This is a genomic window from Arthrobacter sp. B2I5 (genome assembly GCF_030816735.1).
Classification (GTDB): Bacteria; Actinomycetota; Actinomycetes; order Actinomycetales; family Micrococcaceae; genus Arthrobacter.
The window spans coordinates 2,654,360-2,678,715 of sequence record NZ_JAUSYF010000001.1; the positions used below are offsets into that span (position 1 = coordinate 2,654,360).

Genomic DNA, 24,356 nt, shown 5'->3' on the forward strand with positions numbered 1-24,356 from the left:
GGCCGGGCAGGGCGTTTTAGTTACCCTCTGGAGCTACGGCTGCTGACTCCCCTGCCGGCGGGCCGGCAGCGGTGCGGGCAACAGCTTGCGGTAGCCCGAACGGGCCGGCGGCCGGTCGGTGGGCAGTTCCTGGATCATTTCCTTCAGCGCCCCAATGCCGTACTCCAGTTGCGGATCGCGGCCGGCGGCGTAGGCGTGCGGCGGGTAGGCCACTTCGATGTCCGGATCAACGCCGTAGTTCTCCACGCCCCAGCCAATGCCGCCGCTGAACCAGTTGGCGTAGCGGGGCTGGGTGACGCCCGTGCCGTCCGCCAGCGCGAAGCGGTTGTCGATGCCCACCACACCGCCCCAGGTCCGTGTTCCGATGACCGGGCCGATGCCCCGCAGCTTCGACACCTGGGTGATGATGTCGCCGTCGGATCCGGCAAACTCGTCCGCAAGGATGATCACCGGCCCCCTGGGCGCGTGGTGCGGGTACGTGCGCGGTTTCTCCCCACGCGGCATGCTCCACCCGGTGACCTTGCGGCCAATCAGTTCCGCCACAAGCTGCGACGTGTGTCCGCCACGGTTGCGGCGGACGTCGACGATCAGGCCGTCGAGCGCTGTTTCCGTATCGAGGTCGCGGTGCAGCTGCGCCCAGCCGTTGGCCATCATGTCCGGAATGTGGAGGTAGCCGAACGTTCCGCTGGAAGCTTCCCGGACGGTCCGCCGGTTGCCGGCCACCCATTCCTGGTAGCGCAGGCGTTCCTCATCCTTGACGGGCACGACGGCGACCCGGCGCTGGGTGCCCTCAGCAGCACCGTGCCCCGGGCCGTTGAGGAGGGTCAGCTCCACGGCGCGGCCCGCTGCGCCCACCAGCTGCATGGCCGGGGTGACGCTGTCGGACAGCGGGACGCCGTCGATGGCCAGCAGGATGTCCCCCGCCTTGGCACCCACGCCCGGCCTGGTGAGCGGTGACGTGGCGAGGGGGTCGGAGGACTCGCCCGCCAGGATGCGGGTGATTTCCCAGCCGCGGGTGGTGTGCGCGAGGTCGGCGCCGAGCCTGCCCTGTCCCCGGCTGCCGCGTTCGGTAACCGGGGCGGGGCGCACGTACGCGTGGGACGTCCCCAGCTCGCCGTGCAGTTCCCACAGCAGGTCCACCAGGTCATCGTGCGAGCCCAGCCGCTGAACCAAGGGGCGGTAGCGGGCATGGATGGAGTCCCAGTCCTGACCGGCCATGTCCTCGGTCCAGAAGAAGTCGCGCTGCAGCCGCCAGGCCTCATCGAAGGCCTGGCCCCAGACGCTGAGCGGGTCCATGAGGACGCGGATCCGGCCAAGGTCCACCTTGACCACCTTGCCGGAGTCTTCGTCCGACTTGGCGTCCGATGGAACCACGGTGACCTGTTTGTCGGCAATCACTGCCACCTTGCTGCGGTCGCCGGAGAGGCGGTAGCTGTCCACGGCATCCACCAGGGTGGTCTGTTTGCGCCGTGCGATGTCATACCGGACCAGGCTGGGGCGGGCGTCCTTGTCCTCCTGGCTGGCCTTTCCGTCGCCGGTTACGCCGGCCAGGGCGGAGTCGAGCCAGAGGAGTCCGCCGTCAACGGCTTTGAGCGAGCTGTAGTTGCCCTGGGGTACGGGAACACTGATGACCCGGTGCGCCAGTCCCTCCGCGTCCACATGGACGGCAGGCACGTCATTTTCCTCTCCGTCGCCGCCGGCCGCGGCATCCGCGTTCGTGGCGGTCTCCGGCTCTGCACCCGCGGGGTCAACGGAGGGGCCAAAGGGCGACGGCGTCTCTGCGGAGAGTGCCACCAGGTATGGCTTGATGGGGCTGGGGAAGGAGAGGTCGAACGAATGTCCGTCGTACACAGGATCGAAGCTGCGGTTGGACAGGAAGGCGAGGAACCTGCCGTCCGGGGTGAAAGCCGGGGAGGCGTCACGGAAACGGCCATCGGTCACGTCCACCGGTTCGGCGTCGAGCCGGTCGACGGTGGCCAGCCGCAGCCGGCTGCGCGAACCAAAGGACGTGACCGGTTCAGACCAGGCCAGCCAGCGCGAGTCCGCAGACCACGCCAGTTCGGAAATGCTGCCTTCGCCGATGCTTGCCACCTGCGTGAGGTCGGCGCTGCGGGTGTCCAGGACGTAGACGTCGCCAAAGGATGTCCCCAGGGCAAGCCAGCGTCCGTCCGGGCTTGCTTCCAGCGAACTGGCGCGTGACGGCGTGGGGACGGTGATGCCTGCCCCCGCCGCTGGTTCCGGTGCGTCAGCTCCGGGTGCCGGGGCCGGGGCCACATCTGCCTGCTGTTCATCGTCTGCGGCAACGTGCGGCTGGCCTCCCGCCAGCACCGCCGCGCCCGCCGCGGGAACAGGCTGCGGCAGGCTCACCGTTTCCCTCCCCGCCGCACCGGTCTCTGCTGTGTCTCCGGAACCGGGAGTTGGTGACGCTGGTGTTTCCGATGCTGCAGCGGCCAGGGTGGCGCCTGCCCCAGTGTGCCCGGCAGTGTGCGGAACCGGCGCGGCAATGTCCTTGATGTGCAGTGCTTCCACGTTGTCGTGGTCAGCGATATAGGCGATGCGGCCGTCCCCCAGCGGCCGCGGCAGCCGGCCGCGGACTCCCGGGGTGGCCTCGATGATGCGGGACGGACCATCCTTGTGCCGCAGCCAGTGGATGGTCCCGTGCGACTCCACCGCGCTGGCGGAACCTGCCACGTCCGGCGCCACCGCACCAAGGTGCTTGACGGCATCAAGGAGGGCAGGACGCCTGGTCTGCGTGGCCGAGCCGAGGGTGATGTCCAGCTTTACGGCTTCCGAGCCAAGATCACGGAGGATCCAGAGTTCCCCGGCGGATTCGAAGATGACCCGCTTGCCGTCCGTGGCGGCATGCCGGACGTAGAAGTCCTGGTGGTCGGTATGGCGGCGCAGGTCCTTTCCGCTGGGAAGGACCGAGTACAGGTTGCCGTATCCTTCGTGGTCGGACAGGAAGGCGATCCGGCCGTCCACCCACAGCGGATCGGTGAGGTTGCCGTCAAGGTCCGGCACCAGGCGCTCGAACTCACCGTTGCCGTCGCGGTCGATCCATAACTTGCCGGCCGTCCCGCCCCGGTACCGCTTCCACCATGCCGGTTCACGTGACAGCACGCTTGCCAGCACCACGGGCCGTTCATCGCCGACCTCCGGTCCGAAGGCGACGGACTCCACCGGACCGTAAGGAAGCTCCTGCGCCCAGCCGCCCTCCAGAGGGACGCTGTAGGCGTGGGTGTGCCGGCTCTCAGCCTGGCGGAAGGCGCTGGTGACCACTACGGAACCGCCGGCGGTGAATCCCTTAACCTTCGTGGTGCTGTGGCCGAAGTAGGTGAGCTGTCGGTACCCGCCGCCGTCGACCTGTGCCGACACGACTTCCGGCGCCGTTCCCTGCACAACCGTCCACACCAGGCGCTTGCCGTCAGGGGTGAAACGCGGGTTGCGGGCAGGAAGCTGGAGCGACGAGACACGCCAGGCGCGGCCGCCATCCAGGGGCGCAATCCACACGTCGTCCTCGGCCACGAAAGTGACCAGATCGCCGTGCACATGCGGGAAACGGAAGTAGCTCGAAGAGGTCATCGTTCGATCATAGTCAACCCCCCACCTGCACAGCGGGAGGTACACAGCGCGCGCTGCCATGGTGAGATGGACCATGCATATCGTCGTGGCCGGCGCCTCCGGGCTCATCGGCACTTCCATATCCGCAGCCTTCCGCAGCGCAGGCCACTCGGTGGCGACCCTGGTCCGCCGGCCGCCCGCCTGCCCCGCCGAAATCAGCTGGGACCCCGCCGCCGGCATCCTGGATCCAGGCGCGCTGGCCGGGGCAGATGCGGTGGTCAACCTCTCCGGGGCAGGCATCGGAGACAGGCCGTGGACGCGGAAGCGGGTGGAGGAATTGTTCAGTTCCCGGCTGGGGCCCACCAGGACATTAGTGCACGCCATGGCGCAGCTGGATGCCCCGCCGGCCACCTTCATCAGCCAGTCGGCGTCCGGCTACTACGGTGATGCAGGCAATACGGTCCTGCGGGAAGATGCGCCGGCCGGTTCGGGGACCTTGGCGCAGATCTGCGTTGAATGGGAGCAGGCTGCCCACATGGCTCCGGCAGGAGTGCGGGTGGTAACGCCGCGCACCGGGGTGGTGTTCAGCCTCTCGGGTGGAGCACTGGGGAAGTTGCTTCCGCTGCTGCGCTTGGGCGTTGGTGGTCCGTTCGGCAACGGCCACCAGTTCTGGCCCTGGGTAACCCTTCCGGACGTTACCGCCGCCTTCCTCTTCCTCCTCGGCTCACCGGTCTCCGGCGCCGTGAATGTGAACGCGCCTGAGCAGGCGGACGTCAACACGATCATCGCGGCCCTGGCCCACGCCCTGCACAGGCCGGCCGTGCTGCGCGTTCCAGCACCTGTGCTGCGGACCGTCATGCCTGGCCTCGGCGAGGAGTTGCTGCTGCACAGCCAGCGCATGGAGCCTGCGGTCCTGTCCTCGGCCGGGTTCCAGTGGCAGCACGGACGCCTGGAAGATGCAGCCCGCTGGGTGGCCGGCAAGGGCCGCAGCGCCTAGCCGGCCCCTGGTGCCGCAAGGATGTCGCTGACCCGCCAGCGGCCGTCGACGGAGACCAGGACCAACCGAAGCGGCTGCGGCGCGCTGGGAGCCCCCGCCGCCAGCACCGTACCTTCCGCGCTGATTTTGCGGTAACCGGAGGTGGCCGAGGTTACCCGGACCACGGCCTGGTGCGGGGTTCCGCCATCTTCCACCGCCACCCCGGACAGGGTGCTGCTAAATCCGTCCAGGCGGTGCTTGGAAGCATGAAGTTGGCCGGCGGTGCGCTCGTCGGCAGCGGCTGCAGCGGAGCCCGGGGCGTTCACCTCCGCCAGCAGCTCCAGCCTTCCGCTGCTGAACGCCCAGTCCCGCAGCGCCGCCAGTCCCTGCAAGGCCACCACGGGATCAGCTGCGCCGGCCCGCTGCCGGGCATCGTCCACGGATGCAGCAGCGCCCATTCCGGCGGCGACCGCCCCGGATGGGTTCGCAGACACCGGCGGCGAGCCGGTTGCGGGGGCCCATATCTCCTGCCCGACCCCGGAGAGCCACCACATTCCTGCGGCGGCGGCAACGGCCGGGACGATGGCACGCCGCAAAGTTCGCGTGCCCCGGCCGGTAACAGGCAAGTCTGTATGTTTTCCGCGGCCCGACGCCGCCGCTTTTGGCTCCGGTATGGCTGTCTTACGCTCCGGCACCAACCGGTCGGACCAGCGGGATGTCACCGCCCGCCGCCGCAGGCCCTGGAGTTTCACCCGGAGGCTGCCGCCTTTGGACGTGGCGGGACTGTGCCGCCGCGTCAGCAGCTCAGGCAGGACGGTGGGATGGACCGCATCCGAAAGATCCACGGGCTGGGGTTCGGCACTGCGGTAAACGGCCGTGGCGAAGGCCAGGGCGTCAGGGCGCAGCCGCCGGTCCTCGTTCAGTCCTGCCTCCAGGGCAGCCGCAAGATCCTTGGGGACGCCGGGAACCAGGAGGGGCAACGGCGGACGGTCGGCGGTGCGGCCAGGGGCCTCACCCGTCAGGCAGAACCAGCCCAGGGCGGCCACCGAGTAGACGTCCCGCCCCGGCTGGAGGCCGGCGCGGACCGCATCCACCGGCGACGGATCCAGGAAGCCCCCCGTACCAACAGTCCCCGTGCTGCCCGGGTCGCCAAGCATCCTCGCAACACCCAGGTCGGACAGCATCGGCTTCCCCTGCCCCGTGAACAGCACGTTCCCCGGCGAAACATCCGAGTGCGTGAACCCTTTTCCATGCAGGTAACCCAGCGCCTGGGCGATGGGGGTCAGAACGGTAACCGTCTCCCCCACACTGAGCCTGCCACGGGCAGCCACCAGCTGGCCCAGTGAGCCACCGGCGGCATAATCCATGCTCAAGGCCGTGCCGCCGCCGGGTCCCGCCATGCGCACCGCGTCGTGGGCCTTGATGAGGTGCTGGTGGTCCAGGACGGACAGGATCCGGACCTCCCGCCGCACATCCTCCTCGCTGAGGGCTGCCCTGCCCCGGATCCTGCTGCCTCCGGCGCGGAAGCACTTGAGCGCGCAATCCCTGCCGCTGCCTTGCTCCCTTGCCAGCCATACGTCGGCGCTGCCGCCCCTGCCCAGCAACCGCCCGACGTCGTAACCGGGAACCTCCGGGGCCTGTACATCGTCCATACTGCATGTCTAGTCGACTTTCCGCCGCGCCGCAGAAGTTATCCACAGGGCTGGCCGTTGCGGTCACAAAGCGGGCAGCCGGTGAGCTTGGACACTAAACCGGGCCGGCGTGGCTGCGGGGTCTAAGCTGGATGCCATGACTCTTGAGTTTTCACGGCTGGGTCTTGCCCCTGACTTCGTTGATTACATGGAAGGCTGGGATGCCCAGCGCGAACTCCATGACAAGGTTGTCGCCGGAGTTGCGCCCAGCACAGTCCTGCTTTTGGAGCATGCCGCCGTATATACGGCCGGCAAGCTGACCGAGGACCACGAGCGGCCGTTCGACGGCACGCCGGTTGTCGCCGTGGACCGCGGCGGCAAACTTACCTGGCACGGACCGGGGCAACTGATTGCCTACCCCATCCTGAAGCTGAGGAACCGTGCCGGCATCCGTGATTACGTGGAGCGGCTGGAAGAGGTCATGATCACCGTCATGGCGGACTACGGCATCACGGCTGAACGCATCAAGGGCCGCGCAGGTGTCTGGATCAAGGCCGATGCCAAAGGCCCGGACCGCAAGATCGCCGCCATCGGCATCCGCGTCCTGAACGGTGTCACCATGCACGGCATTGCGATTAACTGCAGCAACGACCTGGCACCCTACGGCCAGATCATCGCCTGCGGCATCACTGACGCCGGCGTGACCACCATGTCCCAGGAGACAGGCCGGGACATCCGGCCCGCGGATATCGTGGACCGGTTCGTGGAGGAATTCCGCAAACATGAAGAAGCATTGGTTTCGAGCCCTGAAGGAGCTCTACTGTGACATTGGCACCTGAAGGCCGGAAGATGCTGCGGATTGAGCAGCGCAACGCTGCGGTCCCGGTGGAACGCAAACCGGAATGGATCAAGGCCAAGGTCCAGATGGGCCCGGAGTTCGTCGGGCTGAAGAACCTGGTGAAAAAGGAAGGCCTGCACACCGTCTGCGAAGAGGCCGGCTGCCCCAACATCTTCGAGTGCTGGGAAGACAAGGAAGCCACCTTCCTGATCGGCGGTTCCGAATGCACCCGCCGCTGCGACTTCTGCCAGATCGATACCGGTAAGCCCTCCCCCGTGGACAGGTTCGAACCCACCAAGGTGGCCCGCTCTGTCCAGTCAATGCAGCTGCGCTACGCCACCGTCACCGGCGTGGCCCGCGATGACCTGGAAGACGAAGGCGTCTGGCTCTACGCCGAAACCGTCCGCAAGATCCACGAACTGAACCCCGGCACCGGCGTGGAACTGCTCATCCCGGACTTCTCCGGCAACCCCGAGCACATCAAGGCGATCTGCGACTCCGCCCCCGAGGTCTTCGCGCACAACGTCGAAACCGTGCCCCGGATCTTCAAGCGGATCCGCCCCGCGTTCCGCTACGAACGGTCCCTGGACGTCATCACCCAGGGCCGGAACCTGGGCATGGTCACCAAGTCCAACCTCATCCTGGGCATGGGCGAAACCCGCGAAGAAATTTCCGAAGCCCTCCGCGACCTCCACGCCGCCGGCTGCGACCTGATCACCATCACCCAATACCTCCGCCCCTCCGAACGGCACCTGCCCGTGGACCGCTGGGTCAAACCCCAGGAATTCGTGGACCTCCAGCACGAAGCCCAGGAAATAGGGTTCCTCGGCGTCATGTCCGGGCCACTGGTCCGCTCCTCCTACCGCGCAGGCCGGCTCTGGGCCACCGCCATGCGCAAAAAAGGCCGCGACATCCCCGCCGAACTCGCCCACATCGCCGACGGCATCCAGGACTCAGGCACCACCCGCCAGGAAGCCGCCACCCTCCTGGCATCACATTCCTGACCTCCCCGCAGTGACGTGGCCACGGGCCGGACGCCGGATCATTCCAGCGTCCGGCCCTTTGGTTTAAGTCACGTAGAATTGAGGCACTATGGCGAAATCCCCTGACTCCAGCAACTCCACCCCGGCGGGCTCAAGCGCGGTGAAGCGCGGCCTGTTCACGCGCAAGCCGAAGGAAGCAAAGGCCAAGAAGCCCAGCAGGCTCAAGCAGATCGGCGAGGTCTTCACCATGACCCGCCGACATGATCCCATGGTTCCGTGGCTCATGCTGCTGGCGTTCCTGGGCGTTGTGGCAGTCAGCTTCCTGGTGGGTTTCTGGCTGGATAACTGGATTACCGGCCTCATCATCGGCATTCCGCTGGGCCTGCTGGCGGCAACGTTTATTTTGTCCCGCCGCGCCGAACGTGCCGCCTTCGCACAGATTGAAAACCAGCCCGGCGCCTCGGGCGCCGCCCTGGGCACGCTCCGCCGTGGCTGGATCACCGAAGAGCAGCCCGTGGCTGTCAACCCGCGCACCCAGGATGCCGTGTTCCGCGCCGTTGGCCGCCCCGGCGTCGTCCTTGTCAGCGAAGGCCCCACCCACCGTGTGAAGCCGCTGCTCGATGCCGAGCGCAAGCGCCTGGCGCGCATCCTGCCCAACGTTCCCGTGCACACCATCCAGACCGGACACGGCGAAGGCCAGGTGCCCCTGAGCCAGGTGGCGAAGAAGATGGGCAAGATGAAGAACGAACTGACCAAGCTGGAGGTCAGCACCGTTTCCAAGCGCATTGCCTCGATGGGCACCCGGATGCCCATCCCCAAGGGCATCGATCCCTACAAGGCCCGTCCCAACCGCGGACGCTAGCCGGCGGAACGCCCCGGTACCGGCACTGCCGGGCCGGGGCGTTTTTTCTTGCGCGCCGACCGCCTGTGCCGGAGCGGCAGCCCTTGCCCAACCGACTGGCCCTGCCATCAACCTAAGACAGGACGTGACCATGAACCCCAGGACATCCGTGATCCGTGCCTTCCATATCCTCGCGGTGGCCGAGGCCTGCAGTTGGGCAGCGCTCCTTGCCGGGATGTACTTCAAGTGGATAGCGGGCACCAGTGAGCTTGGCGTCCAGGTGGCTGGACCCATCCACGGTGCGCTGTTCATCGGCTACGGAGTCGCTGCCCTGATGCTGTGGCGGGTGCAGCGGTGGCCCTTCATGGTGGCGGTGCTGGCGGGGTTCTCCGCCATCTTCCCGTTCGCCACCCTGCAGTTCGAGCGGTGGGCCGGCCGGCGCGGTTACCTCAGTGCCGCACGGGCAGAAGCGCCCGCGGGTGACCTCGAGTCCAGCCGGGTATAGGGCGAACGTGTCATCAGCCGTGGACTCCATCGATTCAAAACAGTCGTCCGCCAGGCCGGGGCCGCCATCCGGGCGCGCCCAGGGCCGCAGGCGCATGGTCGCGCTGCTCTCCCTCCTTGGGGCAACGCTGTTCTGGGCCGGCAACTATGTCGTAGGCGCCGGTGCGGTCCAAAGCATTGAGCCGCTGAGCCTGGTCTTGCTGCGCTGGGCCATCGCGCTGGTGCCGCTGCTGGTCATAGCCCAACTGGTGGAGCGGCCAAACTGGCGCTCAGTCCTGGCCGCGTGGCCGTGGTTGGTGGCGCTCAGCGTCTGCGGCCTGCTCGGCTACAACCTCCTGCTGTATGTCGCCCTGGAGCACACCGATGCGTTCAACGCTTCGCTGATCAACGCCTTCAATCCGGCACTCATCACGCTTGCCGCCGCCGTCTTCCTGCATGAACGGCTGACGCCGTTGTCAGTGGCCGGCGTTCTCCTGGCCCTGGCCGGCGTCCTGATCGTGATCAGTGGCGGGGATGCCGGCAGGCTGCTCACCGCCGGCTTCGGTACCGGCGAGGTCCTGATGGTCGGTGCCGTGGTTGTCTGGACCGCATACACGGTGATCGGCCGCCGGGCCCCGAAGATTCCGCCGATCACGGCCACGGCAGCCCAGGCAGCAGTGGCGGTGGCCCTGCTGGCCCCGGTCCGCTTGGCCGCTGGCGGGCTGGCCCTGCCTTCAACCGGCAACTCCTGGGCGTCACTGCTGTTTATCGCTGTTTTCCCGTCGGTGCTGTCCTACCTGCTGTGGAACCGTGCCCTGACGGTCCTGCCCGCAGGCGGCGCCGGGGTGTTCCTCAACCTCATCACGGTGTTCACCGCCGTCCTTACCATCCTCGCCGGCCACGTCCACACCACCGCACAACTGGTGGGCGGTGCCATCGTGATCGGCGGCGTGGTCGTTGCCAATGCGCCGAACTTCCGCCGGCAGAAAGCCCTGGAAGGGCAAGGCTGAGGATTGTGCGGATGCCCGGAGCATCCGTGCCTAGCGGCGGATGAGGAGCGTGTTCATCGCCTTGTCGTGAAGGCCGCGCTGGTCCGGGTCGAAGATTACGGCGGGGATGACCAGGCAGAGCAGCACGGCCCTGACCAGCGCCGGGAGCGGCCCGGGCGTGCCGCCGCCCGGCTTCACCACCGCGATGCCCATCATGCGGTGGCCGATGCTGTAACCGAGCGTTCCCACCAGGAGGATCTGCTCGATTGCGAAGACCGCCAGGGTGGCCCAGGAGTCGCCGCCGAAGGCGAAGTTGCTGATAAGCAGCGCGATGCCCCAGTCGATGCAGATGGCTGCGATCCTGCGCCCCGCACGTGCCATGGAGCCCGGACCGGACTCGGGCAGGCCCAGGCGTTCCCCCGGATACTTGGAGATGCCGGAGGTGTCCGGTCCGCTGAGCCAGGACCCAATGTCTTTGCGATCTACCACCGTCCAAGCTTACCGAGCCACGCGGGTGCCCGGTGCGCCCACAGTGTGGATAGGGCTCGACCGCAATGTGGACGGAGGATAGCGTGGTCATAGCAGGGCATTCTGTAACCTGCCCGAAACAATGCGGACACGGACGGGAAATGCCGCATCCATAGTCTGTTAGCAGTTTCAAGCAATCCCCGGCAGGTACCCAGCAGGGAAACCACGCGTTTTCCCTGCTTTTGGATTGCGCTGGATCAGATGGCTTCCATGCCAGATATTTACATATGCGTTAGGAGCATAGATGTTCAAGACTGCGGACGAAGTCCTCAAGTTCATCAAGGACGAAGATGTAAAGTTCGTCGATATCCGCTTCACCGACCTTCCGGGCGTCCAGCAGCACTTCAACGTCCCCGCCAAGAGTGTTGACGCTGATTTCTTCGTCAACGGCCAGCTCTTCGACGGTTCCTCCATCCGCGGCTTCCAGGGCATCGCCGAATCCGACATGCAGCTGATCCCGGACGTGACCACCGCGTTCCTGGACACCTTCCGCATGGAGAAGACCCTCGCGCTGAACTTCTCGATCGTGAACCCCCGCACGGGCGACCCGTACCACCGCGACCCCCGCGGCGTGGCCGAAAAGGCTGAAGCGTACCTGGCTTCCACCGGCATCGCCGACACCGCGTTCTTCGCTCCCGAAGCCGAGTTCTTCGTGTTCGACAACGTCCAGTACCAGTCCTCCCCGCAGGGCAGCTTCTACAAGATCGACTCCGAGGAAGCCCACTGGAACACCGGCCGTGAGGAAGAGGGCGGCAACCTGGGCTACAAGACCCCCGTCAAGGGCGGTTACTTCCCGGTCTCCCCCACCGACAAGCAGGCCGACCTGCGTGACGCCATGTGTGTTGCCCTGGACGAAGCCGGCCTCGAGGTCGAGCGCAGCCACCACGAGGTTGGGTCCGCCGGCCAGGCCGAGATCAACTACAAGTTCACCACCCTGACCCACGCTGCCGATGACCTGCAGAAGTTTAAGTACGTCATCAAGAACACCGCTGACGCCTGGGGCAAGTCCGTTACCTTCATGCCGAAGCCGGTCTTCGGTGACAACGGCTCGGGCATGCACTGCCACCAGTCGCTGTGGAGCAACGGCGAGCCGCTGTTCTACGACGAGAAGGGCTACGCCGGCCTGTCCGACACTGCCCGCTGGTACATCGGCGGCCTGCTCAAGCACGCCGACGCCGTCCTGGCCTTCACCAACCCGACGGTGAACTCCTACCGCCGCCTGGTCAAGGGCTTCGAGGCTCCGGTCAACATGGTGTACTCGCAGGGCAACCGCTCCGCCGGTATCCGCATCCCGATCACCGGTTCCAACCCGAAGGCCAAGCGCATCGAATTCCGCGCTCCGGACCCCTCCTCCAACCCGTACCTGGCATTCGCTGCCCAGCTGATGGCCGGCATTGACGGCATCCGCAACCGCATCGAGCCGCCGGCTCCGATCGACAAGGACCTCTACGAGCTCCCGGCCGAGGAAGCCAAGGATATCCCCAAGGCTCCGGGCACCCTGGAGGAAGCCCTGGAGGCCCTGCGCGAGGACAACGAGTTCCTGCAGGCCGGTGGCGTCTTCACCCAGGACCTGATCGACACCTGGATCGAGTACAAGTACGAAAACGAGATCCGCCCGCTGTCCCTGCGCCCGAACCCCTACGAGTTCGAGCTCTACTACGGCGTCTAGTCCCAGCCCTGCCCTGCAGGAAAGCGGAACAGGAGAAGGCGGCCACCGGTGATGAACCGGTGGCCGCCTTCTGCGTTTGTCCGGGCCTTAAAGCCGCGGACGGAGACCATAGGGTGGGGGCCCGCCTCCAGACGTGCTGAGACCGGGAGCCGGACCCCCTGACGAATGCCCCCCGAGACGAAGACTGTCCAGCCTTCCCCCCAACAAGGTTGGAGAACACCGCCAATCCACATGATCGGGCAAACGCTTGCTAAGCGCAATGCCGGTCCGGCGCGTTACGCCGGCGCCACTGCGGAGAAGCTGCGGAACATGGTCCGCTGGGGCCCGGACGTTCCGCCCAGGTACGGCCCGGAGTCGATGAAGCCGGCGCGCCGGTAGGCGGACAGGCCCGCAGGGTTTTCCTGGTTGACGGACAGTACGACGCCGGACCCGCCAGTTTGGTGCCGCACGCTCAGCTTGCGTGCCGCCTCCACAGCGGCGGCGGCCGCGAGCGTGCCCAGGCCTTTGCCCTGGTGCCGCCGGTCGATGAGGAACCCGCGCAGCAGCCACGCGGAGTGATCGTCAGGCCAGCCGGCCAGCCGCGCGGCCCCGGACTGCAGGGTCAACAGGCCGACGGCGCTGCCGCCCGCCTCGACCACGTATGGCCGTCGTGATTCTTCCGCCAGTCCGGTGAGGGCCATCCGCAGCGGGTCGCCCACAAAGCGGTCCTGGCCCGGCACCAGCGACATGTTTGCGATGGCGTCGAGCTGAATGGCCAGGGCGTCGGAGTCCAGGTCCTCCAATTGGATGAGCCAGACCCACGGCGTGGGTTCAGTGCCCATAGAAGACACGCTCGAAGACTGCCCGGGCCCGCCGGCTCACCCTCAGGTAGTCCTCCTCCAGGGCAGTGGCATTGCCCGGTTCGTAGCCGCACCAGCGGGCCACGGCCTCAAGGTCACGCCGCGAGGAGGGCAGGAGGTCGGACGCCTTGCCGTTCCAGATGACGTTGGCGGACCGGATGCGGCTGGCCAGCCGCCAGGCCTCGGCGAGCAGGCCGGCGTCGGAGCTGTCCAGCAGCCCCAGCTCCGCCGCGGCCGCCAGGGCTTCCAGGGTGGAGGTGGTGCGGAGCTCCGGGTGCTTGCCTGCGTGCTGGAGCTGAAGGAGCTGCACCAGCCATTCGACGTCGCTGAGGCCGCCCCGCCCCAGCTTGAGGTGCCGTGCCGGGTCGGCCCCACGCGGCAGCCGCTCGGATTCCACCCTCGCCTTGATCCGCCGGATTTCGCGGACGTCCTGCTCGGAGACGGACTCGGGGTACCGGATGGGGTCGATGAGCTTGACGAAGTCAGCGGCCAGGGCGTCGTCGCCGGCCATGGGGCGTGCCCGCAGCAGGGCCTGCGCTTCCCAGACCAGGGACCAGCGGCGGTAGTACTCGGCGAAGGAGTCCAGGGAGCGCACCATGGCCCCGTTCTTGCCCTCGGGCCGGAGGTCCGCGTCCATTTGGAGGACGCGCTCAGCCATGATGGCCGGCTTCAGCGGCTGGGTGAGCAGGCTGGATATCCTGGCCACAATGCGGCCGGCCTGTTCCTGCGCCTCCGCCTCGGAGAAGCCCGGAAGTGCCCGGTGGACGTACATCACGTCAGCATCGGAGCCGTAGCCGATCTCGCGGCCGCCCTGCCGGCCCATGGCCACCACCAGGACCGTGGTCTTGAGCGGCCCTCCGGCGGAGACTATTCCTTCCGCCACCCGCAGGGCACCCAGGACGGCGGCGCGGTCCGTATCGGCCAACGCCATGCCCACCTTTTCCTGGTCCAGGAGGCCGGCCGAATCGGCGATGGCGATGCGCAGGATTTCGCGGCGCCGGATCAGCCGGATCAGGCGCATGGCGCTCTCCGGGTCCGCGTGCCGGGACATCTTCGCAGTGATTTCCTGCCACTGGGCCTCGAAACCCACGGGCACCAGGTCCTTGTCCTGTCCCAGCCACGCCACGGACTCCGGCGAGACTTCCAGGAGGTCTGCGATCAGCCGGGAGTTGGACAGCATGTGGCACAGGCGTTCGGCGGCCGCATTCGAGTCGCGAAGCAGGCCCAGGTACCAGTGCGTGGTGCCCAGGGCCTCGCTGACGCGGCGGAAGGCAAGGAGGCCGGCGTCCGGGTCCACGCCCTCCGCGAGCCAGTCCAGCAGGATGGGCAGGAGCTGGCGCTGCAGGGCGGCGCGGCGGCTGACCCCGCCAGTCAGCGCCTCAATGTGGCGCATTGCCCCTTGGGGGTCCCGGTATCCGAGGGCCGCCAGCCGCCCCTGCGCCGCCTCGGGCGTCAGTTTGGCGTCCTCGCTGCTGAGCTTGGCCGCGGTATTCAGCAGCGGCCGGTAGAAGATGCGCTCATGCAGTTCCCGGACGGAACGTTTGGTGCGCTGCCATGCTGACAGCAGGGAGTCCGGGCTGGGGCGCTCGTTGGAAAAGGGCCCAAGCACGGCTTTGGCAAGTGAGCGCAGCGCCGGCTCAGCCACCGGCATCAGGTGGGTGCGGCGCAGCTGGAACAGCTGGATCCGGTGTTCCAGCAAGCGCAGGTAGCGGTAGGCGTTGTCGAAGGCGGCAGCGTCGGAACGGCCAATGTAACCTCCCGCCGACAATGCCGCGATCGCCGAGGTGGTGTCCCGCCGTCGTAATGACTCGTCAGCCTTGCCGTGCACCAGCTGGAGCAGCTGGACGGTGAATTCGACGTCGCGCAGCCCCCCGCGCCCCAGCTTGATCTGGCGCTGCTCCTCGGCGGCCGGGATGTGCTCGGTCACCCGGCGGCGCATCGCCTGGACGGACTCGACAAAGCCCTCCCGCCCGGCCGAGCTCCAGATCAGCGGCGCCACCGCTTCCTCGTAGGCACGGCCCAGCGCGGCGTCACCCGCGATGCAGCGGGCCTTGAGGAGCGCCTGGAATTCCCAGCTTTCCGCCCACCTGGCGTAGTACGTTTCGTGGGAGGCGAGGGTGCGGACCAGCGGCCCGGACTTGCCCTCGGGCCGCAGGTTCGCATCCACCTCCCAGAGCCCGGGTTCCCTGGCAACCGATGAAATGGCCCGGGAAATGCCGCTCGCCAGGGCCGTGCCGATGGTGTTGGCGTGGGCGTCCTCCAGGCTCCCCGGGTCCACCACGTAGATGACGTCGACGTCGGAGATGTAGTTCAGCTCCCGTGCGCCACATTTGCCCATGCCGATCACCGCAAGGCCGACGTCGGCGACGTCGGCAGCGCTGTGCTGCTCGGCCGCCTCGGCCCTGGAAACGGCCAGGGCGGCCTCAATGGCGGCGGCGGCAAGGTCCGCCAGTTCACCGCCCACCGAGGGCAGGAAGTCCAGCGGATCCGCGGCGCACAGGTCCTTGACGGCGAGATCGACCAGTCCGCGCCGGTACGCCGTGCGCAGGGCTGCATAGGCGTCCACGCCGGTCACGGCGGCAACGGGACGGGCGGCGCGGGCGTCGGCGCCCACGGACTGCAGGAGCGTGGCGCGCAACCGGCCCGGGTCGGCGGGAAGCGGCTCCGGACTGGCGCGGACCTCGAAGGCGTCCAGGTGCTCGGGGTGCCGGATCAGGAACTCCCCCAGGGCTTCTGAGGAGCCCAGGACGCGGTACATCGGTTCACTGGCCTCAGGCTCGGCAGCCGCCAGCTCCCGCAGCTGCGGGTGCTTTTCGATCAGCCGGACCAGGGACTGCAGTGCGGTGTCCGGACTGGCGGCAAGCTGCAGCCCGGCAAAGAGCCTGTCCTGGTCCAGTCCCTCGAGTTCGCGCGCGGCAAGGAACCGTTCGCCCTTCTCCAGGTCGCTGAATCCGGCCGCGATGAGGCGGCGTGCCAGGCTCACGCCGGGCACCTAGAGGATGCCGAGGTTGCGCTGCAGCTCGTAGGGCGTCACCTGCAGCCGGTAGTCCTGCCATTCAGCGCGCTTGTTGCGCAGGAAGTGCTCGTAGACCTGTTCGCCCAGGATCTGCGGCATGAGCTCCGAGTCCTCCATGGAGCGGATGGCGTCGTGCAGGCTCGCCGGCAGGGGGTCGTGGCCCATAGCGCGGCGCTCGGCCGAGCTCAGCGACCAGACGTCGTCCTCGGCGGCTGCCGGCAGCTCGTAGCCTTCCTCGATGCCCTTCAGCCCGGCACCGAGCAGGACCGCATAGGCAAGGTAGGGGTTGGCAGCGGAGTCGATGCCGCGGTACTCGATGCGCGCTGACTGGCCCTTGCCCGGCTTGTACAAGGGCACACGGACCAGGGCGGAGCGGTTGTTGTGGCCCCAGCTCAGGTAGCTGGGTGCCTCTCCACCGCCCCACAGCCGCTTGTAGGAGTTGACGAACTGGTTGGTCACAGCCGTGAATTCGGGGGCGTGCTTGAGGATGCCGGCAATGAACTGCCGGGCCGTCTTGGACAGCTGGAACTCCGCACCTGCCTCGAAGAACGCGTTGCTGTCACCCTCGAACAGGGAGAAGTGCGTGTGCATGCCGGAGCCGGGGTGGTCGGTGAAGGGCTTGGGCATGAACGTGGCATACGTGCCCTGCTGCAGCGCCACCTCCTTGATGACGGTGCGGAACGTCATGATGTTGTCGGCCGTCTGCAGCGCGTCCGCGTAGCGGAGGTCGATCTCGTTCTGGCCGGGGCCTGCCTCGTGGTGGCTGAACTCCACGGAAATGCCCACGGACTCCAGCATGGTGACCGCCGTGCGGCGGAAGTCCTGGGCCACGCCGCCGGGAACGTGGTCGAAGTAGCCGCCCTCATCAACGGGCACCGGCGCGCCGTCCGGACCGGGCTCGTGCGACTTGAGGAGGTAGAACTCGATCTCCGGGTGGGTGTAGCAGGTGAAGCCCATGTCCGCGGCCTTGGCGAGGGTCCGCTTCAGCACGTTGCGCGGATCGGCGGCGGAAGGCTCACCGTCAGGGGTGAGGATGTCGCAGAACATCCGCGAAGTCTGTTCGGTCTCACCGCGCCACGGCAGGATCTGGAAGGTGGCAGGATCGGGCTGGGCCAGCATGTCCGATTCAAAGACGCGGGCGAGTCCTTCGATGGAGGAACCGTCGAAGCCAAGGCCTTCCTCGAATGCTCCCTCGACTTCCGCCGGCGCCAGGGCCACGGACTTCAGCGAACCCACGACGTCGGTGAACCACAGGCGCACGAAACGTACGTCCCGCTCTTCGATCGTGCGCAGGACAAATTCTTGCTGGCGGTCCATGATGGCCTCTTCTCCGGTCAACGTTCATGCTCCGGGGCCCAGGCAAAGGGGAAAGCCGGCAGCAGTTCATCAACACTGTACTAATCATTCGGCACCGATGCTTGAGCAAGGGCCCTGCGTAACACAGCATTAACGTGGCAGGCAGCCCAGGCCGCGCCCGGCCGCGGTTTCCACCGCCCGCTGGCATGGGTCCCTGCAGGCCGCTGAGACGCTAATCACCTTTGACCCGCCTTGCACGCGGTAGCTAGGACAGCGGATGGCGCACTACGCTCATCCCATGGCCTCCAGCAACAGCTCCGACTCCAGCGCGTCCGCAGAAGTACCCGCCCCGTACGGCAGCGGCCCCGGCACACCGGCTGCGGCTCCGGCCCCGGCTGCGGCTCCGGCTGAACGGAAGCCGGCAAAGGTCCGCATCCACCACCTGCAGCAGGCCAAGCGCGACGGCACCAGGTTCGCCATGCTCACCGCCTACGAGCAGTACACGGCCGAGATTTTCGACGCTGCCGGCATCGAGGTGCTCCTGGTGGGCGATTCGGCCTCGAACAACGTCTTTGGCAACGAGACCAGCCTTCCGGTGACCGTGGACGAACTGCTCCCCCTGTGCCGGGCCGTCGCCAGGTCCGCCAAGCGCGCCCTGGTGGTGGCGGACCTTCCCTTCGGCAGCTACGAGGTCAGCGCGGAACAGGCAGTGGCCGCCGGCGTCCGCTTCCTGAAGGAAGGTCTGGCCCACGCCGTGAAGATCGAGGGCGGGAAGTACTACGCGCCGACCGTCCGGGCCATGGTGCAGGCAGGCATTCCGGTCATGGCGCACATCGGCTTCACCCCGCAGAGCGAACACGCCCTGGGCGGGTACCGGGTCCAGGGCCGCGGGGACGACGCCCAGCGGTTGATTGACGACGCCGTTGCGCTGGCGGACGCCGGAGCGTTCTGCGTGCTGATGGAAATGGTGCCTGCGGAGACGGCGGCGGCGGTAGACGCGGCGGTCAGCGTCCCCACGGTGGGCATCGGCGCCGGCAAGGCGACCACCGGCCAGGTCCTTGTATGGCAGGACATGGCGGGTTTGCGGGGCGGCCGGATGGCCAAGTTCGTCAAGCAGTACGCGGACCTGCGGAGCACCCTGCTCGACGCCGCCACAGCCTACGGTGAGGACGTCAGGTCCGGCCAGTTCCCCGGCCCGGAACATACCTTCTAGGCCCGCCCCACCATCAGGAGAACCAGCGCCAACCGCCAAAACCGCGGGTGGCGCCTGGTGGCACTCCTCCGCGGACTGCCTCGGCCGCGGGCGGCCTCACCTTGACGTCCGCTTCCGGAGCACCGCCAGGCGCCCTAGCCTCCCAACCGGTTCAGTCGTCGTCCTGCTTTTCCCAGGCCTCGTTGCGCGCTTTGACCTTCTCCAGGGCATGTTCGGCTTCCGCCCGGGTCTTGTACGGCCCAATGAGCTGGCTCCAGTCCGACAACCGGTCCTCTTCCACCTCATGGGTCTTGATGTTGAACCAGTACTCAGTCATCGTTGCTCCTCGTTCCGGCGACAGGGAAAACAGGGTGATGCACGTAACACAAACCCTTACGTGTGCCCTCCGCCGCTTGTCGGTTGTTAGGCGTTCTGTGGTGCCTTATATGATCAATCTATGCCTTCCCTTGCCTCGACTGCACCCATTGGCACCCTCACCCCGGGTACCCTGAGTCCGCAGCGTCCCGTCCCGGCGTCCATCCCCCGTCCGGAGTACGTGGGCAAGCCCGCGCCCGCAAAATTCACCGGTTCCGAGGTCAAGTCCGCGGAGACCATCGAGAAGATCCGGATCGCCGGAAAGATCGCGGCGCAGGCCATCGTCGAGGTGGGCAAGCACATCCAGCCGGGCGTCACCACCGACGAACTGGACAGGGTGGGCCACGAGTTCCTGCTGGACCACCAGGCCTACCCGTCCACACTTGGGTACCGCGGGTTCCCCAAATCGCTGTGCTCCTCGTTGAACGAGGTCATCTGCCATGGCATCCCGGACAGCACCGTGGTCCAGGACGGCGACATCCTGAACATCGACATCACGGCCTACATCAACGGCGTCCACGGAGACACCAACTACACCTTCCTGGTGGGGGACGTGGACGAGGAATCCCGGCTGCTGGTGGAACGCACCCGGGAGTCGCTGAACCGGGCCATCAAGGCTGTGGCGCCGGGACGGGAAATCAACGTCATTGGACGGGCCATCCAGTCCTATGCCAAGCGGTTCGGGTACGGCGTGGTGCGTGACTTCACGGGCCACGGCGTTGGTGAAGCGTTCCACACGGGGCTCATCATTCCGCACTACGATGCCGCCCCCGCCTACAACACGGTCATTGAGGCCGGGATGGTGTTCACCATCGAACCAATGCTCACCCTCGGCACCGTTGAGTGGGACATGTGGAGCGACGACTGGACGGTGGTCACCCGGGACCACCGGCGCACCGCCCAGTTCGAACACACGCTGCTGGTCACCGAGACCGGCGCCGAGATCCTCACCCTCCCGTAGCCCGCCCTATGCCCGCGCAGGGCATGCTGCCGGTGCAGACCGGACACCTTGTTACTGGCCGCCGAAAGCGGCCCCTTTTCCTGCCCGCCCCTGTCACGAACGGAATCCCATTGGCCAAGAAGGACGAAAAACCGCACAAGAACGCACCCCTGATCGGCATCGACATCGGTGGTACGGGGATCAAGGGCGGCATTGTCGACCTGAAGAAGGGCAAGCTCCTGGGTGACCGCTTCCGCGTGCCCACCCCCCAGCCTGCCACCCCTGAGGCCGTCGCCGAGGCCGTGGCCCTGGTGGTGGCCGAGCTTTCGGCACGCCCCGAGGCACCGGAAGCCGGCTCCCCCGTGGGCGTGACCTTCCCGGGGATCATCCAGCACGGCGTGGTCCACTCGGCCGCCAACGTGGACAAGAGCTGGCTGGACACCGACATCGACGCTCTCCTCACCGCAAAACTGGGCCGTCCCGTAGAGGTCATCAACGACGCCGACGCGGCCGGCCTTGCCGAGGCCCGCTACGGTGCCGGCGCCGGCGTCTCCGGGACCGTCCTGGTCATCACCCTCGGCACCGGCATCGGTTCCGCCTTCATCTTCGACGGCAAGCTGGTTCCCAATGCTGAACTGGGCCACCTGGAGATTGACGGTTTCGACGCCGAATCGAAGGCGTCCGCCGTGGCACGGGAACGGGACGGGTTGTCCTGGGACGAGTACAGCGTGCTGCTGCAGCGCTACTTCTCCCACGTGGAGTTCCTGTTCTCGCCGGAACTGTTCATTGTGGGCGGCGGGATCTCCAAGCGCGCGGATGAGTACCTGCCCAACCTCAAGCTGCGCACCCCGATTGTGCCGGCCGTCCTGCGCAACGAGGCAGGGATTGTGGGCGCCGCACTGGAAATTGCCCTGAAGCACAAGCTGGCCAAGTAGGCATTGGTGCCGGTGGCGGCTGCGGCTTCCCCTCCGCTGCCGCCACCGGAGTCTAGAGGGGGCTCTTCTCGGAGCTCTTGGCGCTGGGGGCCGCGCCCTTGGCGTCTTCCTCGGCCTCGTGGCGGAGCAGGGCGATGGCGGTTTCAAAATCCTCAAGGGACTCGAACGCCTGGTACACGCTGGCAAAGCGCAGGTACGCCACCTTGTCGAGCTTCTGCAGCGGCCCCAGGATCACCAGGCCCACCTCGTGGGCATCGATTTCGGCTGCGCCGGAGGACCGGATCTGTTCTTCCACTTCCTGGGCCAGCATGGCGAGGTCGTCCTCACTCACCGGCCGGCCCTGGCAGGCCTTGCGCACCCCGTTGATGACCTTGCTGCGGCTGAAGGGCTCGCCCACGCCGGACCGCTTGATCACGGAGAGGCTGGTGGTTTCCACCGTTGTGAACCGGCGGCCGCATTCAGGGCACTGCCGGCGCCTGCGGATGGCTGAGCCGTCATCAGCCATGCGGCTGTCCACCACGCGGGAATCGGGGTTGCGGCAGAACGGGCAGTACATGGCGTTCCCCCTTTTCGCTTGTGGTGTGCAACGTCGTTGGAGGCCATCAGCACCGCCGGGGGGCAATGCTGTGGCACTGCCCAGTTTACGGGCACATCTGGGGTAATAACAATCCTGTAATTACTATATGTAGTGGTGCAACGTCAGCCGGGGAAACGGACCGAGACGGCGTCGCCGTGGGCCGGAAGGTCCTCGGCCCGGGAGAGGCTCACGATGTGTCCGGTGACCGCTGCCAGGGCGTCACGGCTGTAATTGACCACCTGGATGGCGCGCAGGAAAGTGGTGACGTTCAGCCCCGATGAAAAAGCAGCGGTGCCGCTGGTGGGCAGCACGTGGTTGGAGCCGGCGCAGTAGTCTCCAAGGCTCACCGGGCTGTAGTCGCCGACGAAGATGGCGCCCGCGTTCCGGATCCGCGCAGCCACCGCCGCAGCATCCCGGGTCATAATTTCCAGGTGCTCGGCCGCGTAGGCGTCGCAGGCAGCGATCCCCTGCTCCAGATTGTCCACCAGCACGACGCCGGACTGCGGGCCGGACAGCGCCTCCTGGACCCTCGCCGAGTGCTTGGTCGCGGCGGCCTGCAGTTCCAGTTCGGCGCGTACGGCCGCGGCCAGCTCTTCCGAATCCGTGATCAGGACCGAGGCGGCCTTGGGGTCGTGCTCGGCCTGGCTGAGCAGGTCGGCGGCCACCAGTGCCGGCTGCGCGGAGTCATCGGCCAGGATGGCAATCTCGGTGGTTCCCGCCTCGGAGTCGATTCCCACAACACCCTTGACCAGCCGCTTGGCCGTGGCCACGAAAATGTTCCCGGGCCCCGTCACCACGTCCACGGGCTCAAGGGAAGGACCGGCCGGCGAGGCTTCGACGCCATACGCGAAGGCGGCGATGGCCTGGGCGCCGCCGATGGCATAGACCTCGGTGATGCCCAGCAGCGCTGCTGCCGCAAGAATGGTGGGGTGCGGCAGGCCGCCGAACTCCTTTTGCGGCGGCGAGGCCAGGGCAATGGACTCCACGCCTGCCGCCAGTGCGGGCACAACGTTCATGACCACCGATGACGGGTAGACGGCAAGGCCGCCGGGAACGTACAGCCCCACGCGGGCCACGGGCACCCAGTTCTGGCTGACCACTGCGCCGTCGCCCAGTTCGACGTCCACGTTGCGGGGGCGCTGGGCGTCGGCGAATTTCCGTGCCCGGCTGATGGACTCCTCCAGGGCGGCCCGCACCGCCGGGTCCAACTGGTCCAGCGCTGCCTCAATCGCATCCGCGGGGACCAGCGGGTGGTCCTGCGCTGCGCCGTCGAACCGTTCCGCCAGCTCCGCCAGGGCCGCGAAGCCGCGCTGCCGGACGGCGGCGATGATCTCCAGCACCTTTGCCTCGGCGTCTGCCACTGTCTGGCCCTTGGCCCGGGGTACGGCGGCGCGCAGCGCGGTAAGCGTCAGGTTGCGGCCACGAAGGTCGACGGTACGGAAATCGACGGCGGCTGCAGCAGGGGCGGGAAACTCCGGGAAAGTGGTCACGGGACTATTTTACGGGGCTGTTCCCGCCTGCCCGTTCAGCCGCCTCCACCTGCGGCTTCCTGCCCGCCCCACCAGCTCCAGCACGAAGACCGACACGGCCGTGGCGGCAGGCCCCAGCAGCAGCACCGGCCAGGCCCGGAGGGAAAAGGCAATGCTGGCGTTCGCCGAGGCATCGACAGCAGGACCGAACAGCCGGGCTGCCAGGATCCCTGTCCCCCACGCGAGGACGCTGCCTGCCAGCGCCCCGGCAATGCCGGTCAGCAGGGCCACCTGCGGGTCCCGGCGCTTGCCGTCCGCCAGGAACACGGCCAGCAGGCAGCCGGCCAGCACCAGGATCCCGGCGAGGGTGAGGTCGCGCGGCAGCCACACCAGGGGAACAGTGCCTGATGCCAAGGCGGGATCCCGCGTCACCAGGTTCAATCCGCCCGGCGCCAGGAGCCACCAGAGGATGCCTGCCGGAATCCCGGAAACCGCGGGGACCAGCAGCAGGGACCAGGGCAGCCGCCTGGCAGGGCGGGCGGAGGTTGTCATGCAACACACCTTAACAAAGGTTGCTGGCAGGGCCTGTGGCCGGGGTGTTGCCGCTGCCGGTTTTCCCGCCGCAGTCGAGGGCCAATACGCTTGGAGAAAGAGTTACACCACTTAGTGCAGGAGTTCCGGTGACCGACAACAGCGAGCCGTTCGAGCAGACGTTCAGGGAGATGTTCCGCCGCCACGCTGCGGGCGTTGCCATCATCACCGTGAACTACCAGGACGAGCCCTACGGGTTTACCGCCACGTCGGTGGCGTCGCTGTCCGCCAAGCCGCCCCGGTTCACGTTCAACATGGCACGCAGTTCCAGGTCCTGGCCCGCCGTGGCCAACACCCAGTACCTGGGCGTCCACATGCTGGGGCTGGAGAACCAGGAACTGGCTGCCCGCTTTGCCCGCCCGGGCAACCGCTTCGAAGGCAACCACTGGGAGATCGGGCCGCACGGGGTTCCCATCCTGAAGGACGTGGCGGGTTGGCTGGTCGGCGAGATCCAGATGCGCCTGTCCTTCGAGAACAACGCTGTGGTGGTGGTCCAGGTGGTGGACGGCCAGGTGGGCGGCGAGGGATCGCCCCTGCTGTACCACGGCGGCGCCTACGGGCAGCCCGTGCCGCTGGACTACGAGATCTAGCCCCTGCTGCTCGAGCGGCACCAAGGGGCGGACGACG

At 67.3% G+C, this 24,356-nt stretch carries 21 protein-coding genes; 11 read left to right on the forward strand and 10 right to left on the reverse strand.

Translation table 11 applies throughout. The annotated features are described in order from the left end of the window. Positions 1–33: 33 nt before the first annotated feature. On the reverse strand, positions 34–3,582 hold the full coding sequence (locus QFZ60_RS12495) for a S41 family peptidase (RefSeq protein WP_307090776.1): 3,549 nt from the start codon (positions 3,580–3,582) through the stop codon (positions 34–36). A 73-nt stretch (positions 3,583–3,655) separates the two neighbouring features. On the opposite strand from QFZ60_RS12495, the gene QFZ60_RS12500 reads away from it, so the two are divergent. Beyond that, positions 3,656–4,558: a TIGR01777 family oxidoreductase gene (locus QFZ60_RS12500; RefSeq protein ID WP_307090777.1), complete on the forward strand. Its 903-nt coding sequence runs from the start codon at positions 3,656–3,658 to the stop codon at positions 4,556–4,558. Here the strand turns inward: QFZ60_RS12500 and QFZ60_RS12505 are convergent. Further along, positions 4,555–6,189 (reverse strand): serine/threonine-protein kinase, encoded by a 1,635-nt coding sequence (locus tag QFZ60_RS12505; RefSeq protein ID WP_307090778.1) that lies wholly within the window; start codon positions 6,187–6,189, stop codon positions 4,555–4,557. The two genes, QFZ60_RS12500 and QFZ60_RS12505, sit on opposite strands and share 4 nt — an antisense overlap. 136 nt (positions 6,190–6,325) lie before the next feature. On the opposite strand from QFZ60_RS12505, the gene lipB reads away from it, so the two are divergent. The 5 genes from lipB to QFZ60_RS12530 all read left to right on the forward strand — a co-directional run bounded on the left by lipB (position 6,326) and on the right by QFZ60_RS12530 (position 10,323). Beyond that, positions 6,326–6,994 carry a lipoyl(octanoyl) transferase LipB gene (lipB, locus tag QFZ60_RS12510; protein WP_307090779.1) on the forward strand — a complete coding sequence of 223 codons (669 nt, stop codon included), beginning with the start codon at positions 6,326–6,328 and terminating at the stop codon, positions 6,992–6,994. After that, positions 6,991–8,010 carry a lipoyl synthase gene (lipA, locus tag QFZ60_RS12515; RefSeq protein ID WP_307090780.1) on the forward strand — a complete coding sequence of 340 codons (1,020 nt, stop codon included), beginning with the start codon at positions 6,991–6,993 and terminating at the stop codon, positions 8,008–8,010. The genes lipB and lipA overlap by 4 nt, the downstream gene beginning before the upstream one ends. 88 nt (positions 8,011–8,098) lie before the next feature. Beyond that, positions 8,099–8,851: a DUF4191 domain-containing protein gene (locus tag QFZ60_RS12520; protein WP_142121331.1), complete on the forward strand. Its 753-nt coding sequence runs from the start codon at positions 8,099–8,101 to the stop codon at positions 8,849–8,851. A gap of 130 nt (positions 8,852–8,981) precedes the next feature. Beyond that, positions 8,982–9,335: a DUF3817 domain-containing protein gene (locus tag QFZ60_RS12525; RefSeq protein ID WP_307090781.1), complete on the forward strand. Its 354-nt coding sequence runs from the start codon at positions 8,982–8,984 to the stop codon at positions 9,333–9,335. Positions 9,336–9,342: 7 nt separating this feature from the next. Continuing rightward, the gene (locus QFZ60_RS12530; RefSeq protein WP_307090782.1) at positions 9,343–10,323 is read left to right on the forward strand and encodes a DMT family transporter; all 981 of its coding nucleotides are present in this window, start codon (positions 9,343–9,345) and stop codon (positions 10,321–10,323) included. Between the two features lie 30 nt (positions 10,324–10,353). Here the strand turns inward: QFZ60_RS12530 and QFZ60_RS12535 are convergent, their stop codons facing one another. Then, positions 10,354–10,791 (reverse strand): RDD family protein, encoded by a 438-nt coding sequence (locus QFZ60_RS12535; protein WP_307090783.1) that lies wholly within the window; start codon positions 10,789–10,791, stop codon positions 10,354–10,356. 283 nt (positions 10,792–11,074) lie between these two features. Between QFZ60_RS12535 and glnA (QFZ60_RS12540) the strand changes: the two genes are divergently transcribed. Further along, the gene (gene glnA / locus QFZ60_RS12540; protein ID WP_307090784.1) at positions 11,075–12,499 is read left to right on the forward strand and encodes a type I glutamate--ammonia ligase; all 1,425 of its coding nucleotides are present in this window, start codon (positions 11,075–11,077) and stop codon (positions 12,497–12,499) included. A 275-nt stretch (positions 12,500–12,774) separates the two neighbouring features. Here the strand turns inward: glnA (QFZ60_RS12540) and QFZ60_RS12545 are convergent, their stop codons facing one another. The 3 genes from QFZ60_RS12545 to glnA (QFZ60_RS12555) are packed head-to-tail and all read right to left on the reverse strand — an operon-like array spanning position 12,775 to position 17,671. After that, positions 12,775–13,320, reverse strand: a complete 546-nt coding sequence (locus QFZ60_RS12545) for a GNAT family N-acetyltransferase (RefSeq protein ID WP_307090785.1) — start codon at positions 13,318–13,320, stop codon at positions 12,775–12,777. After that, the gene (locus tag QFZ60_RS12550; RefSeq protein WP_307090786.1) at positions 13,310–16,321 is read right to left on the reverse strand and encodes a bifunctional [glutamine synthetase] adenylyltransferase/[glutamine synthetase]-adenylyl-L-tyrosine phosphorylase; all 3,012 of its coding nucleotides are present in this window, start codon (positions 16,319–16,321) and stop codon (positions 13,310–13,312) included. Before QFZ60_RS12550 ends, QFZ60_RS12545 begins: the two co-directional genes overlap by 11 nt. 9 nt (positions 16,322–16,330) lie before the next feature. Next, positions 16,331–17,671, reverse strand: a complete 1,341-nt coding sequence (gene glnA / locus QFZ60_RS12555; protein WP_142121319.1) for a type I glutamate--ammonia ligase — start codon at positions 17,669–17,671, stop codon at positions 16,331–16,333. A 277-nt stretch (positions 17,672–17,948) separates the two neighbouring features. Between glnA (QFZ60_RS12555) and panB the strand changes: the two genes are divergently transcribed. Beyond that, positions 17,949–18,863 carry a 3-methyl-2-oxobutanoate hydroxymethyltransferase gene (gene panB / locus QFZ60_RS12560; RefSeq protein ID WP_307090787.1) on the forward strand — a complete coding sequence of 305 codons (915 nt, stop codon included), beginning with the start codon at positions 17,949–17,951 and terminating at the stop codon, positions 18,861–18,863. Positions 18,864–19,014: 151 nt separating this feature from the next. Here the strand turns inward: panB and QFZ60_RS12565 are convergent, their stop codons facing one another. After that, positions 19,015–19,179 carry an SPOR domain-containing protein gene (locus QFZ60_RS12565; protein WP_307090788.1) on the reverse strand — a complete coding sequence of 55 codons (165 nt, stop codon included), beginning with the start codon at positions 19,177–19,179 and terminating at the stop codon, positions 19,015–19,017. 120 nt (positions 19,180–19,299) lie between these two features. Between QFZ60_RS12565 and map the strand changes: the two genes are divergently transcribed. Together map and ppgK are read left to right on the forward strand one after the other, a co-directional pair. Beyond that, positions 19,300–20,178, forward strand: a complete 879-nt coding sequence (map, locus tag QFZ60_RS12570) for a type I methionyl aminopeptidase (RefSeq protein WP_307090789.1) — start codon at positions 19,300–19,302, stop codon at positions 20,176–20,178. Positions 20,179–20,288: 110 nt separating this feature from the next. After that, a complete protein-coding gene (gene ppgK, locus QFZ60_RS12575; protein WP_142030944.1) occupies positions 20,289–21,092 on the forward strand; it encodes a polyphosphate--glucose phosphotransferase in 804 nt (267 codons plus the stop codon). 52 nt (positions 21,093–21,144) lie between these two features. Here ppgK and nrdR read toward each other — a convergent pair whose 3' ends face one another. The 3 genes from nrdR to QFZ60_RS12590 form a co-directional block, all read right to left on the reverse strand. Continuing rightward, positions 21,145–21,648: a transcriptional regulator NrdR gene (gene nrdR, locus QFZ60_RS12580; protein ID WP_142121312.1), complete on the reverse strand. Its 504-nt coding sequence runs from the start codon at positions 21,646–21,648 to the stop codon at positions 21,145–21,147. 143 nt (positions 21,649–21,791) lie between these two features. Further along, positions 21,792–23,159 (reverse strand): histidinol dehydrogenase, encoded by a 1,368-nt coding sequence (gene hisD / locus QFZ60_RS12585; protein WP_307090790.1) that lies wholly within the window; start codon positions 23,157–23,159, stop codon positions 21,792–21,794. Positions 23,160–23,168: 9 nt separating this feature from the next. Beyond that, positions 23,169–23,690, reverse strand: a complete 522-nt coding sequence (locus tag QFZ60_RS12590) for a hypothetical protein (RefSeq protein ID WP_307090791.1) — start codon at positions 23,688–23,690, stop codon at positions 23,169–23,171. Between the two features lie 128 nt (positions 23,691–23,818). Here QFZ60_RS12590 and QFZ60_RS12595 point away from each other — a divergent pair, with 128 nt between their 5' ends. After that, positions 23,819–24,319 (forward strand): flavin reductase family protein, encoded by a 501-nt coding sequence (locus QFZ60_RS12595; protein WP_307090792.1) that lies wholly within the window; start codon positions 23,819–23,821, stop codon positions 24,317–24,319. Positions 24,320–24,356 lie beyond the last annotated feature (37 nt).